Annotated in this window: 20 protein-coding genes; 11 read left to right on the top strand and 9 right to left on the bottom strand. The window is 70.1% G+C overall.

Annotated elements, in window-relative coordinates:
• Position 1: 1 nt before the first annotated feature.
• Positions 2–379: a PLDc N-terminal domain-containing protein gene (locus tag Aple_RS41035; RefSeq protein ID WP_155350177.1), complete on the bottom strand. Its 378-nt coding sequence runs from the start codon at positions 377–379 to the stop codon at positions 2–4.
• A 31-nt stretch (positions 380–410) separates the two neighbouring features.
• Entirely contained in the window at positions 411–2,312 is a 1,902-nt protein-coding gene (locus tag Aple_RS41030) for a DEAD/DEAH box helicase (protein ID WP_246265105.1), read from the bottom strand.
• 209 nt (positions 2,313–2,521) lie between these two features.
• Between Aple_RS41030 and Aple_RS41025 the strand changes: the two genes are divergently transcribed.
• A complete protein-coding gene (locus Aple_RS41025; protein ID WP_155350176.1) occupies positions 2,522–3,184 on the top strand; it encodes a ferritin-like fold-containing protein in 663 nt (220 codons plus the stop codon).
• 317 nt (positions 3,185–3,501) lie between these two features.
• Here Aple_RS41025 and Aple_RS41020 read toward each other — a convergent pair whose 3' ends face one another.
• The 5 genes from Aple_RS41020 to ligD (Aple_RS41005) form a co-directional block, all read right to left on the bottom strand.
• Complete coding sequence (locus Aple_RS41020) at positions 3,502–3,732, bottom strand: DUF3107 domain-containing protein (RefSeq protein WP_155350175.1); 231 nt, start codon at positions 3,730–3,732, stop codon at positions 3,502–3,504.
• A 78-nt stretch (positions 3,733–3,810) separates the two neighbouring features.
• Positions 3,811–4,443, bottom strand: coding sequence for a TetR/AcrR family transcriptional regulator (locus Aple_RS41015; RefSeq protein WP_155350174.1), 633 nt, complete (start codon positions 4,441–4,443; stop codon positions 3,811–3,813).
• Positions 4,444–4,536: 93 nt separating this feature from the next.
• Positions 4,537–4,710, bottom strand: a complete 174-nt coding sequence (locus Aple_RS52485; RefSeq protein ID WP_170321921.1) for a hypothetical protein — start codon at positions 4,708–4,710, stop codon at positions 4,537–4,539.
• A gap of 33 nt (positions 4,711–4,743) precedes the next feature.
• Positions 4,744–5,610, bottom strand: coding sequence for a non-homologous end-joining DNA ligase (gene ligD, locus Aple_RS41010; RefSeq protein WP_246265104.1), 867 nt, complete (start codon positions 5,608–5,610; stop codon positions 4,744–4,746).
• A complete protein-coding gene (ligD, locus tag Aple_RS41005; RefSeq protein WP_155350173.1) occupies positions 5,607–6,527 on the bottom strand; it encodes a non-homologous end-joining DNA ligase in 921 nt (306 codons plus the stop codon). Before ligD (Aple_RS41005) ends, ligD (Aple_RS41010) begins: the two co-directional genes overlap by 4 nt.
• A gap of 104 nt (positions 6,528–6,631) precedes the next feature.
• Here ligD (Aple_RS41005) and ku point away from each other — a divergent pair, with 104 nt between their 5' ends.
• Positions 6,632–7,495 (top strand): non-homologous end joining protein Ku, encoded by an 864-nt coding sequence (gene ku, locus Aple_RS41000; protein ID WP_155350172.1) that lies wholly within the window; start codon positions 6,632–6,634, stop codon positions 7,493–7,495.
• Between the two features lie 90 nt (positions 7,496–7,585).
• Here the strand turns inward: ku and Aple_RS40995 are convergent, their stop codons facing one another.
• Together Aple_RS40995 and Aple_RS52480 are read right to left on the bottom strand one after the other, a co-directional pair.
• The gene (locus tag Aple_RS40995) at positions 7,586–7,987 is read right to left on the bottom strand and encodes a hypothetical protein (RefSeq protein WP_174889943.1); all 402 of its coding nucleotides are present in this window, start codon (positions 7,985–7,987) and stop codon (positions 7,586–7,588) included.
• Between the two features lie 35 nt (positions 7,988–8,022).
• Entirely contained in the window at positions 8,023–8,400 is a 378-nt protein-coding gene (locus tag Aple_RS52480) for a hypothetical protein (RefSeq protein ID WP_170321920.1), read from the bottom strand.
• A gap of 147 nt (positions 8,401–8,547) precedes the next feature.
• Here Aple_RS52480 and Aple_RS40985 point away from each other — a divergent pair, with 147 nt between their 5' ends.
• From Aple_RS40985 to Aple_RS40945, 9 genes are all read left to right on the top strand, one after another.
• A complete protein-coding gene (locus Aple_RS40985; protein ID WP_155350171.1) occupies positions 8,548–9,450 on the top strand; it encodes an alpha/beta hydrolase in 903 nt (300 codons plus the stop codon).
• A gap of 112 nt (positions 9,451–9,562) precedes the next feature.
• Complete coding sequence (moeZ, locus tag Aple_RS40980) at positions 9,563–10,744, top strand: adenylyltransferase/sulfurtransferase MoeZ (RefSeq protein ID WP_155350170.1); 1,182 nt, start codon at positions 9,563–9,565, stop codon at positions 10,742–10,744.
• Positions 10,745–10,796: 52 nt separating this feature from the next.
• Complete coding sequence (locus tag Aple_RS40975; protein ID WP_246265103.1) at positions 10,797–11,516, top strand: hypothetical protein; 720 nt, start codon at positions 10,797–10,799, stop codon at positions 11,514–11,516.
• Complete coding sequence (locus tag Aple_RS40970; RefSeq protein WP_155350169.1) at positions 11,510–12,739, top strand: S8 family serine peptidase; 1,230 nt, start codon at positions 11,510–11,512, stop codon at positions 12,737–12,739. Before Aple_RS40975 ends, Aple_RS40970 begins: the two co-directional genes overlap by 7 nt.
• Before the next feature lie 52 nt (positions 12,740–12,791).
• Positions 12,792–13,625: a hypothetical protein gene (locus Aple_RS40965; RefSeq protein WP_155350168.1), complete on the top strand. Its 834-nt coding sequence runs from the start codon at positions 12,792–12,794 to the stop codon at positions 13,623–13,625.
• Positions 13,619–14,743 carry a S8 family serine peptidase gene (locus Aple_RS40960; RefSeq protein ID WP_155350167.1) on the top strand — a complete coding sequence of 375 codons (1,125 nt, stop codon included), beginning with the start codon at positions 13,619–13,621 and terminating at the stop codon, positions 14,741–14,743. The genes Aple_RS40965 and Aple_RS40960 overlap by 7 nt, the downstream gene beginning before the upstream one ends.
• 101 nt (positions 14,744–14,844) lie before the next feature.
• Positions 14,845–15,246 carry a hypothetical protein gene (locus Aple_RS40955; RefSeq protein WP_155350166.1) on the top strand — a complete coding sequence of 134 codons (402 nt, stop codon included), beginning with the start codon at positions 14,845–14,847 and terminating at the stop codon, positions 15,244–15,246.
• Positions 15,243–15,548, top strand: coding sequence for an MGMT family protein (locus tag Aple_RS40950; protein WP_155350165.1), 306 nt, complete (start codon positions 15,243–15,245; stop codon positions 15,546–15,548). Before Aple_RS40955 ends, Aple_RS40950 begins: the two co-directional genes overlap by 4 nt.
• 51 nt (positions 15,549–15,599) lie before the next feature.
• On the top strand, positions 15,600–18,488 hold the full coding sequence (locus Aple_RS40945) for a CDP-glycerol glycerophosphotransferase family protein (protein ID WP_155350164.1): 2,889 nt from the start codon (positions 15,600–15,602) through the stop codon (positions 18,486–18,488).
• Positions 18,489–18,793 lie beyond the last annotated feature (305 nt).

Genomic DNA, 18,793 nt, shown 5'->3' with positions numbered 1-18,793 from the left:
GTTACTCGTCCGGAGCCGGCTCAGGTTTGGGCGCGTCCGGACTTTCCGGATCCGCCTTTTCCCGTGCTGACCTGCGCTGTTCCTCCGCCCGCTCCCTGAGCTTGCGGAGGAACTCCTCGTCGTCGTCCGGGCTGAGCCGCCGCGGCTCGCGCGGCGGGACGGCCTGGTCCGTATAGGTGGTGTAACCCTTCGGGAGGCGCGGCCGGCCGGCGATGAGCCAGAGCAGCGACCCGGCGGTCGGCAGCAGGATCACCACCAGCAGCCAGAGCAGCTTGGGCATGTTGCGGATCCGGGCGGGCTCCGTCGTGATCACGTCGAGCACGCAGTACAGCCACAACCCGATCACCAGCAGCGTGATCACACCACGAATGATCACCATGACGAGAGCACCTTTCCGTCCGTCCCGTCGATCAGCCGTTGCGGCGGGGCCGCGGCCGGTTGAACTGCCGGCGCTGCGCCTTCCGCTCGGTGGCCGCGGACGGCGCCGGAGCGTCGTCGTCGGTCGCCAGGTCGGGAGACTGGAAGATCACCGAGAACGGGCTGGCCGGAATGATCCGCTCCGGTTCCGGCCGCGGTGCGACCGGCTCGTAGAACTGCTCGGGCTCGATGAGAGGCTCGGCAACAGACTCGGCGACAGTTTCGATGACAGCCTCTACAGCGGTTTCGGTAGGGGTTTCGATGACAGCGGGCGCCTCGACCACCTTGCGGGTCCGCGTCCGGCGCGCGGGCTTGCGCTCCTCGACGGCTTCCACGGGCGGTTCCTGAGCCGACGGTTCTGGAATCGCGGTGACCATGCTCTCGACCTCCCCGGCAGTCTGCTCTGTGTCCAACTCGCCAGCTGTGTCCAACGCCCGGCCGCTGCGCGTGCGGCGGCGCTCCCGGGTGCGGACCGGGCGTTCCCGCCGCTCCCGCTCCTCGCCGCCACCGGAACCGCCGGATCCCCCGGACCCGGGACGCGACCGGCTGCGGGTGCGCCCGGTCTCGCCGAGGTCCTCGATCCGCTCGGCGTCCAGCCCCGCCCTGGACCGGTTGGCCCGGGGCAGCACGCCCTTGGTGCCCTCCGGGATGTCCAGATCGGTGAAGAGCGACGGCGAGCTGGAGTAGGTCTCCGCCGGTTCGGCGAAGCTCAGCCCGAGCGTGTTGTTGATGACCTTCCAGCGGGTCATCTCGGTCCACTCCACGAACGTCACGGCCACGCCGGTCCGCCCGGCCCGCCCGGTCCGCCCGATCCGGTGCACGTAGGTCTTGTCGTCCTGCGGGCAGTCGTAGTTGACCACATGCGTCACGTCGTCGATGTCGATGCCCCGGGCCGCCACGTCGGTGGCCACCAGCACGTTGATCTTGCCGTTCCGGAACGCGCGCAGGGCCTGCTCACGCTGCCCCTGCCCGAGATCCCCGTGTACGGCAGCCGCCGCGAACCCCTTCTCGCGCAGCTGCTCGAAGACCATGTCGCAGGCCCGCTTGGTCTCGCAGAAGACCATGGTGAGCCCGGTGGTCCGCCCCTGCAGCAGCCGGGCCAGGATCTCGATCTTGTCCATCCGGTGCGTGCGGTAGACGAACTGGGCCGTCTGCGGCGGCTGCTCCGGGTCGGCTTCCTCGTGCTCGGCCCTGACCCGGATGGGCCGGGTCAGGTAGCGCCGGGACAGCGCCACGATCTCGCCGGGCATGGTGGCCGAGAACAGCATGGTCTGCCGCTCGGCCGGGACCAGCTTGATGATCCGCTCGATGTCGGGCAGGAAGCCCAGGTCCAGCATGCGGTCGGCCTCGTCCAGCACCAGCATGCCGACCTGGCCCAGGTCCACATGCTTCTGCTTGATCAGGTCGAGCAGCCGGCCCGGCGTGCCGACGATCACGTCGACGCCGTTCTTGAGGGCTTCGATCTGGGGTTCGTAGGCGCGCCCGCCGTACACGGTGAGAATGCGGGAACCGAGCTTGCCGGCGGCGAGGACCAGGTCCTCGGTCACCTGCAGGGCGAGCTCGCGGGTGGGCACCAGCACCAGGCCCCGCGGCTTCTTCCGGTTCTTCCGCGGCTTCCCGACGAGTTGCAGCATCGCGACACCGAAGGCGTAGGTCTTGCCGGTTCCGGTGCGCGCCTGTCCGATGACGTCCTGTCCGGCGAGTGCCAGCGGGAGCGCCATTTCCTGAATCGGGAATGGTGAAGTGATGCCCTCGGTCTCCAGGGCATCGGCGATCTCCGGGATCACTCCCAGGTCTCGGAACGTCGTCGTAATCGTCGCCTGCCTCAGTCGTTGGTCGAAGACGGCCTTGCGGACCTCCGGCGTCTTGGAGCTCGTCGAACTCGTTCGAGCCATCCCCGTGCCGGGTCCTCGCGGAGGTGACGCCTTCGACGTCATGAGCGACCGCGGCATCCAAGATTTCTGGGGGTTCCGGGAACTTATACCCCGGATCAACACAGTGCGGTCGCACTTTCACAGAGCAGTCTACTCGATACCACAACCGTGAACCGATTTCCGCGTGTTCCGCATGTTTTCCGGGGAGAGTGTGCCCCTACGCTGCTGCCATGACAGATTCCCCGCCCGGCGTCGTCGACCTGCTCGGCGTGCTCGCCTACGCCGAACTCACCGCTTTCCTGCGGATGGCCGAGGACGCCTCGCTGCTGGCCCCGACGCTGACCGACCGGGCCGCGCTCGGCGACGTGGCGGCGACCGAGTACGGCCACTTCCGGCTGGTACGGGACCGCCTGGACTCCCTCGGCGCCGACCCCGAGCAGGCGATGGCCCCCTTCACCGAGGCCCTGGACGCCTGGCACGCGCAGACCCGCCCCAGCGACTGGTACGAGGCCCTCGTCAAGGCCTACGTGGGCACGGGCATCGCCGGCGACTTCTACCGCGAGGTGGCCAGGCACGTGGACGCCTCCACCCGGGAGCTGGTCGACCAGGCGCTGGCCGACGACGGCCGCTCGGAGTTCGCCGTCGAGCGGGTCCGCCAGGCGCTGGCCGAGGATCCGAAGCTGAACGGGCGGCTGGCGCTGTGGGCGCGGCGGCTGGTGGGCGAGGCGCTCAGCCAGGCCTACCGGGTGGCGGCGGCCCGGCCGGAACTCGCGGTGCTGCTCGCCGATCCCGCGGAGGGCGTCGATCTGGCCGGAATCGGGAAGATGTTCGCCCAGATCACCGAGGAACACGGCAAGCGCATGGCCGCCATCGGCCTCACTCCTGGAGCATGACGGGGAGCCCGGCGATGGGAACCCGTCTGCCGTTCGAGGAGCGTGAAGGGTCCAAACGGTTGTACCGTGCGAGACATGAGGGCCTCGCGCCGCTACGGCAGTTCCTTGACCAGATGTGGACCGAACCGCTGGGTATCCCGCGCCGTGCTGAGAAGGGGGAGCACGGGCTGCCCGACCATCGGGCAGCGGCGAGAACACCGCCCACATCCCCGCCGCCGGCCACCCGGGTGTGATCTGCGAGAACACTGAGCCCGCTTTCGGGCGTGCCGGGACCTTCCCGGCGCGCCGGAAAGCGGGGGGAACCTCTTACTACAGGGTTACAGGGTGCCGCCGAAACCGACCGAGCGATTCTCGCCCTCGCCGATCTCGACGAAGCCCAGCGCCGCCACGGGCACGATGTAGCGGTTCCCCTTGACGTCGGTGATGGAGAAGACGCCGCGGTCGGCGGCGAGCGCGTTGCGGAGTTCCTCCTCGATCTGCTCGACCGACTCGTCGGTCTCCAGCACGATCTCGCGATGCACCGATCGCACGCCGATCTTGATTTCCATCGGGATTCCTTTCGACAGACTTCCATCGTGGCCTGTCGGGACACCATCCGGGCGGCTGATCGCGGCAAGCGAACGGTCTTACGACATTTCCGGCGTGTGCCGCGGAAAGCCGCTGATGCCCCGCCAGGCCAGCCGTGCCATCAGCTGGGTGGCGGCCTCCTTCGGAATCGAGCCCTGCGCGGTCAGCCAGTAGCGCGCGCTCACCTCGGCCATGCCCACCAGGCCGACCCCGAGCAGGTGGGCCTCGTCGCTGGAGCAGCCGGTGTCCTCCTGGATGACCTGGGCGATCGCGTCGGCGCTCTCGCGCAGCGAGCGCTCCATGCGCTGCCGCACCGGCGCCACGTTCCGCAGGTCGGATTCGAAGACCAGCCGGAACGCCTCGCCCTGGCTGGAGATGAAGTCGAAGAAGGCGCCGATGGCGGCCTGCACTCGCTGCTTGTTGTCGGTGGTGGCGGCCAGCGCCTCCTTGCAGCGCCCCACCATGTCGTCCACATGCAGATCCAGGAGCGCCAGGTAGAGCTCCAGCTTGCCCGGGAAGTGCTGGTAGAGGACCGGCTTGCTGACCCCGGCCCGCTCGGCGATCTCGTCCATGGCGGCCGCGTGGTAGCCGTTCTCCACGAACACTTCCTGCGCCGCGCTGAGCAGCTGGCGGCGGCGGGCCAACCGGGGCAGCCGGGTGCCCCGGGGCTTGGCGTCCGGGGTAGCGGTCACGACGGTCTCCTTGAGGGGTTCTTGCGGGTCCCGCGCCTGGCGGTCACGGGGACTCATCCTACGCGTGGGTAACTACGGTCAGCGGATAACTGGTCAGCGATAGTCGTCCTCGTCGTCCTGGCCGACCTCGCGGCCCTGCTCCGCGGCGTCCGCCGGGTCCGCCTCGAGGGGTATCTCCAACGGCCAGGGGCCATCCTCCGGGCGCAGCGCGCGGTTCTGCTCGGCCAGGTCGGCCTCGGATGCGTCCAGCGAGTTCATCTCGGACACGGTGCCTCCCGCGGTGGTTGCCTTGATTCCACCCTACGGGAACAGGTCGCCGACTTCGGCGACCCGCGCCAGCACATCGGGCCCCGTGAACACCAGCTGATCTGGGCTTTCACACTCCTCTACCTCGTCCCAGGAGAGCGGAGTGGAGACCGTGGGACGCGGGTTGGCGCGCAGCGAGTAGGCGGCCACGGTGGTCTTGGCCGGATTGTTCTGGCTCCAGTCGATGAACACCTTGCCGGGCCGCAGCCGTTTGGTCATCACGCTGGTGACCAGGGCGTGCTCGGCGTCCAGGCGCTGGGCCAGCTCCTTGGCGTACGCGGTGGTGCCGCGCTCGCCGTCCGGCCAGGGCACGTGTAGTTGCATGCCCTTGTTGCCGCTGGTCTTGGGATGGCTGTCGTGGCCGTCGGCGGCCAGCGCGTCGCGCAGCAGCGCGGCTACCCGGCAGCACTCCACGATCGTGGCCGGGGGGCCCGGGTCCAGGTCGAAGACGAGGATGTCCGGCGGCAGCGCCGTGCCCTCGGCGGAGACCCGCCACATCGGGACGTGGATCTCCAGCGCGGCCAGGTTGGCGTAGTAGACCAGGGTGGGCAGGTCGTCGATGATCGCGAAATCGATGCTCTCCCGGTCCTTCGTGCTGCCGGGCACGGGCAGGGTGACCCGGCGGACCCAGGACGGGGTGTGCCGGGGCGCGTTCTTCTCGAAGAAGAACTGGCCGCCCACGCCGTTCGGGTAGCGCTTGACCGTGAGCGGGCGGCCGCGCAGGTGCGGCAGCATCACCGGCGCGATCCGCGAGTAGTAGTCGATCACCTCGGCCTTGGTGAATCCGGCCTCCGGGTAGAGCACCTTGTCCAGGTTGGTCAGCACCAGCTGCCGGCCGTCCACGGCCACCGGAACCTTCACAGCCGCACCTCCGCGGGGATCTTGTCGGGGCGCAGGCCGCGCCAGGCCGGGTGGCGCAGGCGGCGTTCCTCTGTCCACATGGTGAAGGTCACTTCGCCGACGAGCTCGGGGCGCACCCAGTGCGCGTTCCTGGCGATCTCCCGTGGCAGCGGCTGGGAGTACGGGCTGCGCGGCACCTCCCGCGCCCGGAGCATGCGGTAGAGCTCGTCCAGCGCGGCGTCGCTGAAGCCGGTGCCCACGTGGCCGACGAAGACGAACTCGGCGCCGCCTTCGGGCAGCCCGGCGTACATGCCGAGCAGGAGTGAGCCGACGCCGCCCTCGCGGCGGCCCTTGCCGGGCCGCCAGCCGCCGACGACCACCTCGGTCTCCCGCAGGTTCTTCACCTTGATCCACCACGGCGTCCGCAGGCCAGGCCGGTACGGCGAGTCCAGCCGCTTGGCCACCACGCCCTCAAGCCCCTGCGCCCGGGTCGCCGCCACCACATCAGGATCGCACGGGAAGGTGGGGGGCACATCGAGGCCCGGCAGCTCCTCCAGTAACTCCCGGCGGGCGGAGTACGGCAGCCGCATCAGGTTCTCGCCGTCCAGGTAGAGCAGATCGAACGGCATGTACCTGACCGGCACCAGGGTCAGCAGCCCGTGGGCGGCCGGATCGGTGATGTGCATGCGCCGCTGGAGCAGCTCGAAGCTGGGCCGCCCGTCGGCGTCCAGAGCGACCACCTCACCGTCCAGGATCAGCTCATGCCCCGGCACCCGCAATGCCGAAATTTCGGGATAACGGGAGGTGAAGTCGGTGCCCTTACGGCCGGTGACCCGGATCGTTTGATCGATGTACACGATCGCGCGGATGCCGTCCCACTTGACCTCCAGGGCATAGTGGGACGCGTCCGCCGGCAGGGTCCCCGGGACGGCGAGCATTGGTTCGACCGGATATGGCATTGCCACACTGGGTATCTGCCCAATAGGTAAGTCCCTTGAATCCCGATATAGCGGTATTCGAACAAAGAGACGAGTATGTGGCTATGCGTAGCATCTGGAAGGGCGCCATCTCTTTTGGTCTGGTGACGATCCCGGTGAAGCTCTATTCGGCGACCGAGCAGAAGGACGTGACCTTCCACCAGGTGCACCGCGCCGACGGCGGCCGCATCAAGTACAAGCGGGTCTGCCAGGCCGACGGCGAGGAGGTGCCCTACGCCGACATCGCCAAGGGGTATGAGCTGGCCACCGGCGAGATCGTGGTGCTCACCGATGACGACTTCGCGGGGCTGCCGCTGAGCACGTCCCGCCGGATCGACGTCTTGCAGTTCACCCCGGCCGAGCAGATCGACCCGATCTATTTCGCCAAGACCTACTATCTGGAGCCGGACGCCCAGGGCGCCAAGCCGTACGTGCTGTTGCGGGACGCGCTGGAGCGGTCGGGCCAGGTGGCGATCGTCAAGGTGGCGCTGCGGCAGCGGGAGTCGCTGGCCACGCTCCGGGTCCGGGACGGGATCTTCGTGCTGGAGACCATGCTCTGGCCGGACGAGGTCCGGGTCGCCGACTTCCCCTTCCTGGAGGAGGACGTCGAGGTGCGCCCGCAGGAACTCAAGATGGCCGAGTCGCTGATCGAGACGATGGTCGCCGACTTCGATCCGGCCGAATACAAGGACGCCTACCGGGAGGCGCTGCAGGAGGTCATCGAGGCCAAGGTGGCCGGGCGCGAGGTGGTCGCCCCGGAGGCCCCGGTCGAGGCGGGCCCGGCTGTGGATCTGATGGCGGCGCTGCGGGCCAGCGTGGACGCGGCGAAGAAGGAGCGCGAGGCCGCCAAGAAGCCCGCCGCCAAGGCCGCCAAGCCCGCGGAGGAGAAGCCCGCGGCTCCCAAGCGCCGAGCCAAGAAGTCCGCCTGACGCCTAGCGTGCCGTGATGAAGGATCATCACGGCACGCTTTCCAACGTCAGGTGCTTTGGCAGGTCACCTGTTCGCAGGTCTTCTGGCGGTTACCAGCGGCCGCAGCCGCCCCTCCAGCGGGCTCCACAGCCGCGGTTGCATCCCCAGTTCCGGTGGACGCGGTGCTGGTGGCAGCCGTGGTGGTGGTGATGGTGCCGGACGTGACCGAAGTGGTGGTGCCGGTGGTGGAAGTGACCGAAGCCGTGGTGGCGGTGGTGCCCGAAGCCGTGGTGGAAGTTGTTGTTGAAGTTGTTGAAGTTGTTGAAGTGGCCGAACCCGAAGCCCTCGTTGCCGAAGCCCTCGTTGCCGAAACCCACCTCGTCGAAGCCTCCCCCGTCGAAGCTGGCCGCGTGGGCCTGAGCGGGCGCCGCGGTGGCGACTGTCGCCAGGGCGAGCCCACCCCCGCTGAGAGCGGCGGCGATCAGGGTGCTGGCGATTCTTTTGTAACGCATTTTGCTACTCCTTGTGTTGGTTTGAACGCTTAGGGTTACCACCAGCCGCCGCCACCACAGCCGCCGCGTCCGCCGCAGTCGTGGTGGTGGTGGCCGTGATGGTGGTGGGAGTGCCTGATGTGGCCGAAGTGGTGGTGCCGGTGGTGGAAGTGCCCGTGGGCGTGGTGCCGGTGGTGGAAGTGCCCGAAGTTAAAGTTGTGATGGCGGAAGTTGTTGAAGTGGTTGACGTGGCCGAAGCCTTGGTTGTGGCCGAAGCCCTCGTTGCCGAGGCCCCCCTCGAAGTCCCCGTCCCCCGAATCCCAGCTGGCCGCGTGTGCTTGGGCTGGTGCCGCGGTGGCGGCCGTCGCGAGGGCGAGCCCACCGGTGGCGACGGTGGCCGCGATCAGCGCCCCGGCGATCGTGTTGAACCGCATCGTTACTCCTTGTGTTCGGCTGGTGCCTAATCGTGTTATGTCCTCACTCTCCGTGCCAAAACGGGCAGATAGGCACCTTTGCGCTCACTTAGCGTAGTTGTGGCATATGCTGGGACAGACAGTGCGTAAACGGCAGGAGGATGTGCGATGGAGCAGGGGTTTCCGGAGCCTGTCCCCGCCTGGGCGGCGGAGCTGATCGACCTTGGCGACCTTGAGCTGAATGTCCGGACCGGGCCCCCTGGCCCGGCCGAGCGGGCGGTCTACGTCCACGGCTTGGCCGGCTCCGCCACCAACTGGACCGATCTGATGGCGCTGCTCGCCGCGGACGTGGCGGGGCACGCGGTCGATCTCCCGGGCGCCGGCTACTCGCCCGCCCCCGCCGACGGCGACTACTCCATCGACGCCCACGCCCGCGCCGTCGTCCGCCTGATCGAGCATCTCGGCGCGCCGGTGCACCTGTTCGGCAACTCCCTCGGCGGCGCGGTCTCGGTCCGGCTGGCCGCCGCCCGGCCGGACCTGGTGCGCTCCCTCACCCTGGTCTCCCCGGCTCTGCCGGACCTGCTGCCCCGGGTCGGTCCGGCCCGGGTGGCCATGTCCGTCACCCCGGTGCTGGCCGAATGGGCGGTCAAGCGGCTCACCGCCGTGCCCGCAGAGCGCCGGATCCAGGCGACCCTGGAGATGTGTTACGCCGACCTGGCCCGGGTCCATCCGGTACGGCTCCGCGAGGCGGTCGAGGAGCTGCGCCGCCGGGACGGCCTGCCGTACGCGGCGGGGGCCCTGATCTCCTCGGCGCGCGGGATCGTCCGGGAGTACTTCAAGAACGACCTCTGGCGGGAGGCCGCCAAGATCGCCGTGCCGACCTTGGTAGTACACGGCGGCCGGGATCGCCTGGTGGACGCGCGGATGGCGATGCGGGCCGGGCGCACCTTCCCGAACGTGCGGATCGTCACCTTGCCCAAGGCCGGCCACGTGGCCCAGATGGAGTTCCCCGAGGTCGTCGCCAGGGAGGCCAGGCGCCTGATCGCGGAGAGCCGTGCGGCTGTGCGGTAAGCGGTTGCCTAATTGGGGAATGCGGGGATACCCGAGCTAGGTTGAGATGTGACACGTGGGCATGTGAGTCCGCGTGAGCCGTACCCAAAGTGCCCTGAAATGGGAGAGAACTGTGTCGTTGCCACCGCTGGTCGAGCCGGCTGCCGAGCTCACCGTCGACGAGGTGCGTCGTTACTCGCGCCACCTGATCATCCCCGACATCGGGATGGCCGGGCAGAAGCGGCTGAAGAACGCCAAGGTCCTCTGTGTCGGCGCGGGTGGGCTGGGATCCCCGGCGCTCATGTACCTGGCCGCGGCCGGGGTGGGCACGCTCGGCATCGTCGACTTCGACATCGTGGACGAGTCCAACCTGCAGCGGCAGATCATCCACGGCCAGTCCGACGTGGGCCGGCTGAAGGCCGAATCCGCCGCCGCCTCGGTCCGCGAGATCAACCCGCTGGTCAACGTGGTCATCCACAACGTCGCGCTGACCAACGACAACGTCATGGACATCTTCGCCGGCTACGACCTGATCGTGGACGGCACCGACAACTTCGCCACCCGCTACATGGTCAACGACGCGGCCGTGCTGCTCGGCAAGCCGTATGTGTGGGGGTCCATCTACCGCTTCGACGGTCAGGCCAGCGTCTTCTGGGCCGAGCACGGCCCCTGCTACCGGTGCCTCTACCCGGAGCCCCCGCCCCCCGGCATGGTCCCCTCCTGCGCCGAGGGCGGCGTGCTCGGCGTGCTCTGCGCGTCGATCGGCTCGATCCAGGTCAACGAGGCCATCAAGGTCCTCACCGGCGTCGGCGACCCGCTGGTCGGGCGTCTGATGATCTACGATGCGCTGGAGATGAAGTATCGCGACGTCCGGGTCCGCAAGGACCCCGAGTGCGTGCTGTGCGGCAAGAACCCCACGGTCACCCAGCTGCTGGAGGACTACGAGGCGTTCTGCGGCACCATCTCGGATGAGGCCGCGCAGGCCGCGCAGGGCGCCACCATCACCGCCGCCGAGCTCAAGCAGATGCAGGACCAGGGCGAGAACATCTACCTGATCGACGTCCGCGAGCAGAACGAGTTCGAGATCGTGCGCATCCCCGGCTCGGTGCTCATCCCCAAGGGCGAGTTCCTCAGCGGGGCCGCGCTGGCGGACCTGCCGCAGAACAAGCGCATCGTGCTGCACTGCAAGTCGGGCGCCCGCTCGGCCGAGGTGCTCGCGGTGCTGAAGAGCGCCGGATTCGCCGACGCCGTGCACGTCGGCGGCGGCGTGCTCAGCTGGGTCAAGACCGTCGACCCCTCGCTGCCCGCTTACTGATTAAGCCCGTTTGTGGGGATGGCAGTCCCTACTGGGGGTTAAGGTCGGGGCCGTGAGGGAGAGACGCAGTTGGCCGACGATGCTGGTGGCGTCCGCTCTCACCGTGAGCTGCGCGATCGTCGCCGGGGTCGGGGCCAGCGCCGCGCTGGCTGAGCTGACCAGGCAGCCCAGCCAGCAGGAACTCCGCCAGGCGGCGGCGACCGAGATCGCCCGCCGCTGGCGGGTCTGGCCGGCCGGGCGGATCTTCCCCGCCACCGTCGCCTACACCGGCGAGCAGGGCGGCGCGGAGCGGGCCCGCAGGGTCGGCATCTCGGCCAGGACCGACTGCGTGGCCGCCGTGGACGCCGCCCTCCGCGAGACCATGAAGGCCGCCCGCTGCCAGGGCGTGCTGCGTGCCACCTACCTGGACGCGCTGCAGGGCATCGTGGTCACCGTCGGCGTCGCCGCCTTCCCCGACGCCGGCGCGGCCGACAGCGCCGCCGCGGCCCTGCCGCAGGGCGGCAAACCCGCGCCCGGCCTGCGGGCGCTCTCCTTCCCGCGCACTGTGGCCGACCGCTTCACCGCCGCGGGCCGCCAGGTCGCCACGGTACGGCGAGCGGGGCCGTACCTGGTCATGACGACCGCGGGCCAGACGGATGGGCGACCGGCCCGCGCGCTCGGGCGGCAGCGGCCCACCATGTTCACCTTCACCGGCGACCTGGCCGACCGGATCGCCAAGGAACTGCTCAACCCCGTGCTGCCCAACTGTGCGGCGAAGGAGTTCCAGTGCTGAGACCGCTGCGCGGGGCCCTGGTGGCCTTACTCCTACTGCCGTGCTTCCTGGGCGGTCCCGCCGCTGCCGACGACGTGCGCGGCAGCCAGGCCGCCGTGCTGCGGACGCTGGGGCTCGCGCAGGCCTGGCAGGTCACCAAGGGGCGGGGCGTGCTGGTCGCCGTGCTCGACTCGGGGGTGGATCCGAACCACCGGGACCTGGTCGGGTCCGTACGGATCGGAAGGGATTTCACCGAGGGCGCGAACCCGGGCGGCGCCCCGCCGGTGCGGTTGCACGGGACGTACATGGCCTCCCTGATCGCCGGTCACGGGCACGGTCCAGGACGCGGCGACGGCGTGATCGGCGTCGCGCCCGAGGCGCGGGTGCTGTCGGTGCGGGTGATCCTGGAGGACGAGGAGCCGGGGTTCCGCACGTTCAACGCCGAGGCCCGCTACGAGGGCGTGGTCGCCAAGGGCATCAGGCACGCGGTGGACAGCGGCGCGCACGTGATCAACCTGTCCATCTCCAAGGACCTGGCCACCGAGGCCGAGCGCGCCGCCATCCGCTACGCGATCTCCAAGGGCGTGGTGCTGGTCGCGGCGGCGGGCAACGACGGCGCGGGACGCAGGACGGCGCCCTACTCCTACCCGGCCTCGATCCCGGGCGTGATCTCGGTGGCCGCAGTGACCAGCACGATGACCCGGGCCTCCTTCTCCAACCGCAACTCCTCGGTCATGCTGTCGGCGCCCGGCGTGGACATCCTGGGCGCGGGACCCGACAACGAATACTGGGTGGGCCGGGGCACCTCCCAGGCGACCGCCCTCGTCTCCGGCGTCGCCGCCCTTATTAAGGCGAAATATCCGAAAATGTCGCCCGCGTTGGTGGCGCAGGCGCTCGCCTCCTCCGCCGTGGCCCCGCGCGGCGCCCGCTACAACACCGGCACCGGCTTCGGCGTCGTCAACGCCACCCGCGCGCTCAAGATGGCCGCCGTGCTGTCCAAGCACCGGGTCACCGCCTCAGGACCCGGCGTGCAGCACCCGGACCGCCCGATCGCCACCGCCGCGCCGGGCCCGGTCGTGATCGTCAACCGCAACCAGCAGGCCATCACCGTCTTCGCCGGGGTCGGCCTGGCCGGGCTGCTCGGCGCGGCGGGCGGCCTGATGGTGGTGGTCTTCCTGGTCAGAAGGGCCAGGCGCAACGCCGGTGTGGTCGCCGTCAGGCGTGAAACGTATGCCACCCGCTGAGATACCTCTACCGAATCGTTGGCATACGGACGCTTCGACGTAACATCAGAGTATGTCGCCACAGCAGCCACGGACCGGCCGTACCCGGGTGCGCCCGTGGCCTGCCTCGCGGGGACGTGCCGCCGCCGCGCAGGCCGCCAGGGAGCGGGCTGAGTTAGCGCGCGGCGTGCGCCTGCGCTCCATCTTCCTGGCCATCATGGCCGCGGTGCTCGGGGCCGCGGCCATCGTCGTGCTGCTCGGCACCGCCGCCCTGCTCCAGGAGACCAGGTCCCGCCCGCTCACCGGCGCGGAGCGCGCGGAATACGTGAAACAGGACGTCGCCCGCCGCTGGTACGACTGGCCCGCCACCGTGGTCTTCCCGGAGGAGCTCGAATACATGGGCCTGGCCCGCACCCAGCAGTTCGCCCGCCGGATCGGCGTCGCGCCGGAGATCCCGTGCTGGGCGGGGGTGGACGCGCCGGTCGCCTCGGTGCTCAACGAGAGCGGCTGCCGGGTCCTGCTTCGTTCCACCTACGTGGACCAGTCGGCCACGTTCGCGATCACGATCGGCGTGGCCGTGCTCAAGGACGAGGACGCCCGGATCAGCGCCGCCGCCAAGCTCCCGGTGGACGACCGGGTCGGGGTGCGCCCGGTGGCCTTCCCCGGCACGATCACCGACCTGTTCGGCGCCGCGCAGCGGCAGCGCTCCGCCTGGGTCGGCGTCGGTCCCTACATTGTCTTCGTCACCACGGGGTATACCGACGGCAGGACCCGCGACGCGATCCCGCCGGAGGAGGCCTTGAACAGCGAGATGTGGCCCGCCGCGCAGGCCATCGGCGGCCGGGTGGCGCGTTCCCTGGGCGAGGAACCCGACGTGCCGCGCTGCACCCAGGGGAACGTGTGCTGAGAGCCGCCGCCTCGGTGGCGGCCACCGTCCTGGCCCTGGTGGCCGCGCCCGCGCCGACTCCGTTGGACCGGTTGAACGTCGAGGCGGCCTGGAAGCAGACCAAGGGGTCCAGCGTCACGGTGGCCGTGCTGCACCAGAGGGTCGACGCGGACGCGCCGGGACTTCGCGGGCGGGTGGTGCAGGCGCCGGATATGACGGGCACGTACTACTCCGGTCCTGACAACCGCTCCGGGCCGTACGGCACCGCGCTGGCCACCCTGATCGCCGGGGACGGTGCTGGTGGCGGCGTGCTCGGGGTGGCTCCGGAAGCCCGCATCCTGTCGGTTCCCGTGTTCGCGCCGCCGCTGGACGACGAGCTCATCGACCCTCAGGCCGGCAACGGCGGCATGGTCGACAGCCCGATCGCCCGCGGCATCCGCTACGCGGCCAACCACGGCGCGCAGGTGATCCTGGTGCCGGTCGGCATGTTCGGCGTGGCCAGGATCGACCGCGACGCGGTGTCGTACGCGCTGTCCCGGGGGGTTTCGGTCGTCTCCGGCGTGGGGGACTACGGGCAGTCGCCGTACGCGCGCGAGATGAGCTCCTCCTACTGGCAGTTCCCGGCCGGATACCCCGGCGTGATCGGCGTGGCCGCGGTGGACGACAAGAACGTCGGCGCGCCGTTCAGCAGCGACAACCTCTCCGTCCTGGTCGGGGCGCCCGGCGTGGAGATCCCGGTGGCCGGGGGCGCCAAGCTGACCGGCACCGGATCGGCCAGCGCCCTGGTGGCCGGCGTGGTCGCCCTGATCAAGGCCAAATACCCCGACCTCCCCCCTGACCTGGTCAGCCGCGCCCTCACCTCGGCCACCCGCACGCGCCCCCCGGACGGCTACGACGACAAGATCGGCTTCGGGGTGGTGAACGCCGAGACCGCCCTGGCCCGGGCCGGTGAGCTGGCCGGCTACCGCCGCGCCCTGGAGATCTCCGGCGAGCTCCACTTCGGCGGCGGCCCACTCTCCGAAGGACCCACGCGCCCGGGCCCGGATCCCGTTAGGCTCTGGGTGTACGGCATCGGAGTGATGCTGGGCCTGGGCGCTTTCGGCGTCTCGGTAATACTGCTGGCGCGCCGTGGCAGCTGATCACATAACGGTGGCGATTCGAGTGCTTTTAGGCTGCGGGCTGTCGCAAGTTAGGCCATCTGGTCACAGGGCGGGGCAAAGTTTCGCTAAGGTCGCGCGTCATGGGTTACGAGTTGCGCGTGGAGCGGGAGATACCGCTCGGCTACACCGAACTCGCGAGATCGCTGTCGGCCGAGACGTCGCCTGAGGCGGCCGAGGCCGGGTTCGACCTGCGCGGGTTGCGGGAGGCCGGCGAGGTGGTCGTGCGCTTCGGCGACGCGACACACACCATCGCCACCTGGTCCACTTCCGCCTGCCGCCTGGTCGGCGAGCCCGCGTCGGACTGGCAGCTGGCCCAGCTGGCCGTCCTGTCGGAGCTGGTCGGCGGCCGTCTGACCGGGGAAGATGGCGAAATCTACTCGATCAGAGATGGCATCCTGGAACAGACCGGCAGTGCCTCGGTGCTCGAGTTCGGCAAGCTGGAGGAACTCCTGGCGGCCGGGCCGAGCAGCTGGAGCGAATGACGTCGGACCTGACCCCGTATGCGGAGCGGGTGCTCGACCTGGTCGAGCGCATCCCGCCGGGCCGGGTCATGTCCTACGGCGACGTGGCCGAGTTCCTCGGTGAGGGTGGGCCGCGGCAGGTCGGCCGCGTTCTGTCGGTCTGGGGTGGCGGTGTTCCGTGGTGGCGCGTCATCCGAACAGATGGAACTCCGCCGCCTGGGCACGAAACCGAGTGTCTGCGCAGGTGGCGTGAGGAAGGAACACCGGTTAAAGGGGCCCGGGCCCAGATGCGTACCGCACGATGGGACGGAACTCCTCTGTGACCGGCATTACTATTTCCAGAAACCCGGTCATCTGAAGGGTGGTGCCCCCTTATGACACCCGCACGCCAGGGCGATGTCGCCGCTGAACGACTGCGGGCTGTCCAGGAGCTCTATGACCGGGGCGAGACCATCGACGCTCTGGTCCAGCTCGTCCGCGCGGAAGGCCTTGACAAGGCCGCGCGCCGGACTCTGGACGGCGAGGTCCTGGCCGGACCCCTGGGCTTGCGGCTGGACGCCGCGGCCAAGCGGGGAGCGGCCCGCCGAGCTCAAGCGATCGCGGTCCTCCGCCCCTACCTGGAGAGCGTAGACCCCAAGGTCAAGAAGGCCCTTCCGGTCGGTCGCCGGGTGGCGTACCACTTGATCGAAACCGTCGACCCGGCCGAGCTGGCCGAGAGTGACGCGCTGGCCAAGCTGGCCGCCGCGGGGGCCGAGCCGTCCCGGCGGGTCCGCCACGGGCTGCGGTGGTATGCCGACCTGCCGGTCGAGGTGGACCGCGAACTGCTGCGCCTGCGCTCCGCCGACATGGTGCCGGTCACCCAGATCGACGACATCACCTGGAACGGCAAGCGCCTCCAGATCAGCGGCCACGCCTACCTGGCCGGTCTGTCGGTCCGCAGCGGCCGGTTCAACCGGGCCACCGTGGTGCTGCGCGGGCCGCGCTGGCTGCCGTCGGTGACCCTCAAGACCAAGCGCACGTTCCGCCCCGAGGCCACCCACGCGGCGCGCGAGCCCGGCTGCAACTACGACTGGGCCGGCTTCACCGCCGAGCTGAACCCGTTCGCGCTGCGCTGGCGGGCCGCGCTGCGCGCGGTGGTCCGCGGCGGCAAGCGGGTGCTGCGCCGCCGCCACACCGTCCGCGACACCACCACGTGGCGGGCCGAGATCGTGATCTGGAGCCGCGCCGCCCGCTCCACCGGCGTGCTGCGCGGCCCGGCCATCGGCAGGACCGAGCGCCCCGCCGGGCTCAAGGTCCGCGAGCGCTGGTGGGTCCGCCCGGTCTGGACCTCCGACAAGGCGCTGCAGGTCGTGCTCCATCCGACCAGGGCCGAGCTCACCGGCGTCGCGCTGGAGGGCGACACCATCGAGCTGACCGGCTTCCTGCCGGGCCGTCCGGTCAACAAGGGCAAGGCCAGGGTGGGCGGCCACCGGATGGCCGCCGACTTCACCCCCGTCGAGGGCGGCAGCCGCTTCTCGCTGTCGCTGGCCGTGCAGACGCTGCTGACCGCCGACGCGCGCCGCCTGTGGGTGGAGCCGAAGGGCGACCCGGCCGCCTCGGTCATGCTGGAGGGCACGCCGGAGACCCGGCTGCTGGTCGGCGACCGCGAGATCACCGTCCAGGGCGACCGGCGGGACCGGGTGGTCGTCTCCGGCCACAAGATCCAGCCGATCATCACCACGATGGGCTGGCAGGACGGCGCGCTGGTGCTCGCCGGCGACTACCCCGACCCCGAGGAAGGCCCGCGCGACCTGGTGCTCCGCCACCGCGGCGGCCTCACCTTCCGGGTCCCGCTGACCCGCTCGGGCACCTCCTTCGAGGTACGGCTCGCGCCCGGCGCGATGCCCCGCTTCGGGGGCTCTGCCCCGCTGTCTGAGGGCACCTGGAACCTGTCCGTGGCCCCGCCCGGCAAGTACGGCCCGTCCATGGTCCCGGTCCGGGTGCACCATGCCTCGCTGGCCGAGCTGGACGAGGACTCGCGCACCATCGACGGACGCGTCTACCGCTTCGTGGCCACCCGCTTCGACGTGCCGGTGCTGGTCGCCGCCGAGGAGCGCCCCGGCGACGAGCGCAGCGCGGCCGGGCTCTGGGCGCTCAGCCGCAACCTCTACCCCGCGCACCGGGCCAAGCCGATCCGCGAGGCGACCGTCTACTCCTCGTTCGACGGGCGGGCGTACTCCGACAACCCGCGGGCGATCTACGAGGAGCGGCTGCGGCGCGGCGACGACAGCGAGCACATCTGGGTGGTGCGGGACGGCGCCTTCGTCCCGCCGGGCTCGCGCGAGCTCGGCCTGGGCGAGGGCATCGAGCCGACCGTGGTCCGCGAGGGCAGCGGCGAGCACTACGAGGCGCTGGCCCGCTCCCGCTACATCGTCGGCAACCAGTTCCTGCCCGCCTGGTTCCGCACCCGGGAGGAGCAGGTCTGCCTGCAGACCTGGCACGGCACCCCCGTCAAGCACGTCGGCCGCGACCTGGCCCACATGCGCCGCGAGCCGCGCCCGCCGGTCTGGCACCGCCAGGCGGCCGAGGTCCGCGGCTGGGATGTGCTGCTCTCGCAATCGCCGTGGGCGTCCTCGATCCTGCGCAAGGCTTTCGGCTACGAGGGCGAGATCCTCGAGTCCGGCTATCCGCGCAACGACAGCCTGTTCAACGTCGGCGACACCGCCGCCGAGATCAGGCAGCGCATCGGCATTCCGGAGGGGAAGCGCGTCGTGCTGTACGCGCCGACGTTCCGGGACTACGACCGCAGGAACGCGGCGGTCAAGCTGGATCTTGCCGATGCCAAGCGGGCGCTGGGTGACGATCATGTGGTGCTGGTCCGGGGTCATCTGATGCAGGCGTTTCCGCACGTGCACTCGCATGACGGCTTCGCCATCGACGTCACGACTTATCCGGATATGGCGGACTTGATGGCCATCGCGGATGTGCTGGTCACCGACTACTCCTCGGCCCTGTTCGACTTCGTCGCCACCGGCCGTCCGGTCGTTCTGTTCACCCCCGACCTGGACAAGTACCGCTCCACCCGCGGCCTCTACCTGGACCTGGAAGCCAACCGCCCCGGCCCTCGCCTGGCCAGCTCCGCCGAGGTGGTCGAGGTCCTCCGCACCATCGACACGGTCTCCCTCCGCCTCGCGGACCGGTACGCGGCCTTCGCCCGCACGTATGCCCCCCACGACTCCGGCAAATCCGCCGCGGCTGTGGTCGACCACGTCTTCAACACCTGACCACCAGATATTCCTGTCCGCCGCGTGTGCCCTTGGTCACGCGGCGGACTGCTTTGTGGGGGACCTGGTCTGTAGCCGGGTGAGGTTTTCGCCGTGCCGTTTTGGAGGGCTGGTGTGTAGCCGGGTGGGCGATGAGGTTCTCGCCGTACCTTTGGAGGGCTGGGGTCCGTAGCGGGTGGGCAGGGCGGACACTCCGGCCGACCGTGATAGCGGGCCTCTCGTTAGCCGCTGGTCAGCGGCCATCGCGGGCGCGGTGGTCTCTGGCACGGTCTTACGTCGGCCTACGTGTCCGCCCTGCCCACCCG

This window comes from Acrocarpospora pleiomorpha, from assembly GCF_009687885.1.
Taxonomy (GTDB): Bacteria; Actinomycetota; Actinomycetes; order Streptosporangiales; family Streptosporangiaceae; genus Acrocarpospora; species Acrocarpospora pleiomorpha.
This window is presented reverse-complemented; position numbering and strand designations above follow the sequence as displayed.

Excerpts from the sequence above, each read along its gene's own strand:
- Aple_RS41035 (WP_155350177.1), bottom strand. The coding sequence starts at position 379 with ATGGTGATCATTCGTGGTGTGATCACGCTGCTGGTGATCGGGTTGTGG.
- Aple_RS40985 (WP_155350171.1), top strand. The coding sequence starts at position 8,548 with ATGGAGCAGGGGTTTCCGGAGCCTGTCCCCGCCTGGGCGGCGGAGCTG.
- Aple_RS40950 (WP_155350165.1), top strand. The coding sequence starts at position 15,243 with ATGACGTCGGACCTGACCCCGTATGCGGAGCGGGTGCTCGACCTGGTC.
- Aple_RS40945 (WP_155350164.1), top strand. The coding sequence starts at position 15,600 with ATGACACCCGCACGCCAGGGCGATGTCGCCGCTGAACGACTGCGGGCT.
- Aple_RS40955 (WP_155350166.1), top strand. The coding sequence starts at position 14,845 with ATGGGTTACGAGTTGCGCGTGGAGCGGGAGATACCGCTCGGCTACACC.
- Aple_RS40965 (WP_155350168.1), top strand. The coding sequence starts at position 12,792 with ATGTCGCCACAGCAGCCACGGACCGGCCGTACCCGGGTGCGCCCGTGG.
- ligD (WP_155350173.1), bottom strand. The coding sequence starts at position 6,527 with ATGCTCGCCGTCCCGGGGACCCTGCCGGCGGACGCGTCCCACTATGCC.
- Aple_RS41025 (WP_155350176.1), top strand. The coding sequence starts at position 2,522 with ATGACAGATTCCCCGCCCGGCGTCGTCGACCTGCTCGGCGTGCTCGCC.
- ku (WP_155350172.1), top strand. The coding sequence starts at position 6,632 with ATGCGTAGCATCTGGAAGGGCGCCATCTCTTTTGGTCTGGTGACGATC.
- Aple_RS41020 (WP_155350175.1), bottom strand. The coding sequence starts at position 3,732 with ATGGAAATCAAGATCGGCGTGCGATCGGTGCATCGCGAGATCGTGCTG.
- Aple_RS40995 (WP_174889943.1), bottom strand. The coding sequence starts at position 7,987 with ATGCGTTACAAAAGAATCGCCAGCACCCTGATCGCCGCCGCTCTCAGC.
- Aple_RS52480 (WP_170321920.1), bottom strand. The coding sequence starts at position 8,400 with ATGCGGTTCAACACGATCGCCGGGGCGCTGATCGCGGCCACCGTCGCC.
- Aple_RS41030 (WP_246265105.1), bottom strand. The coding sequence starts at position 2,312 with ATGGCTCGAACGAGTTCGACGAGCTCCAAGACGCCGGAGGTCCGCAAG.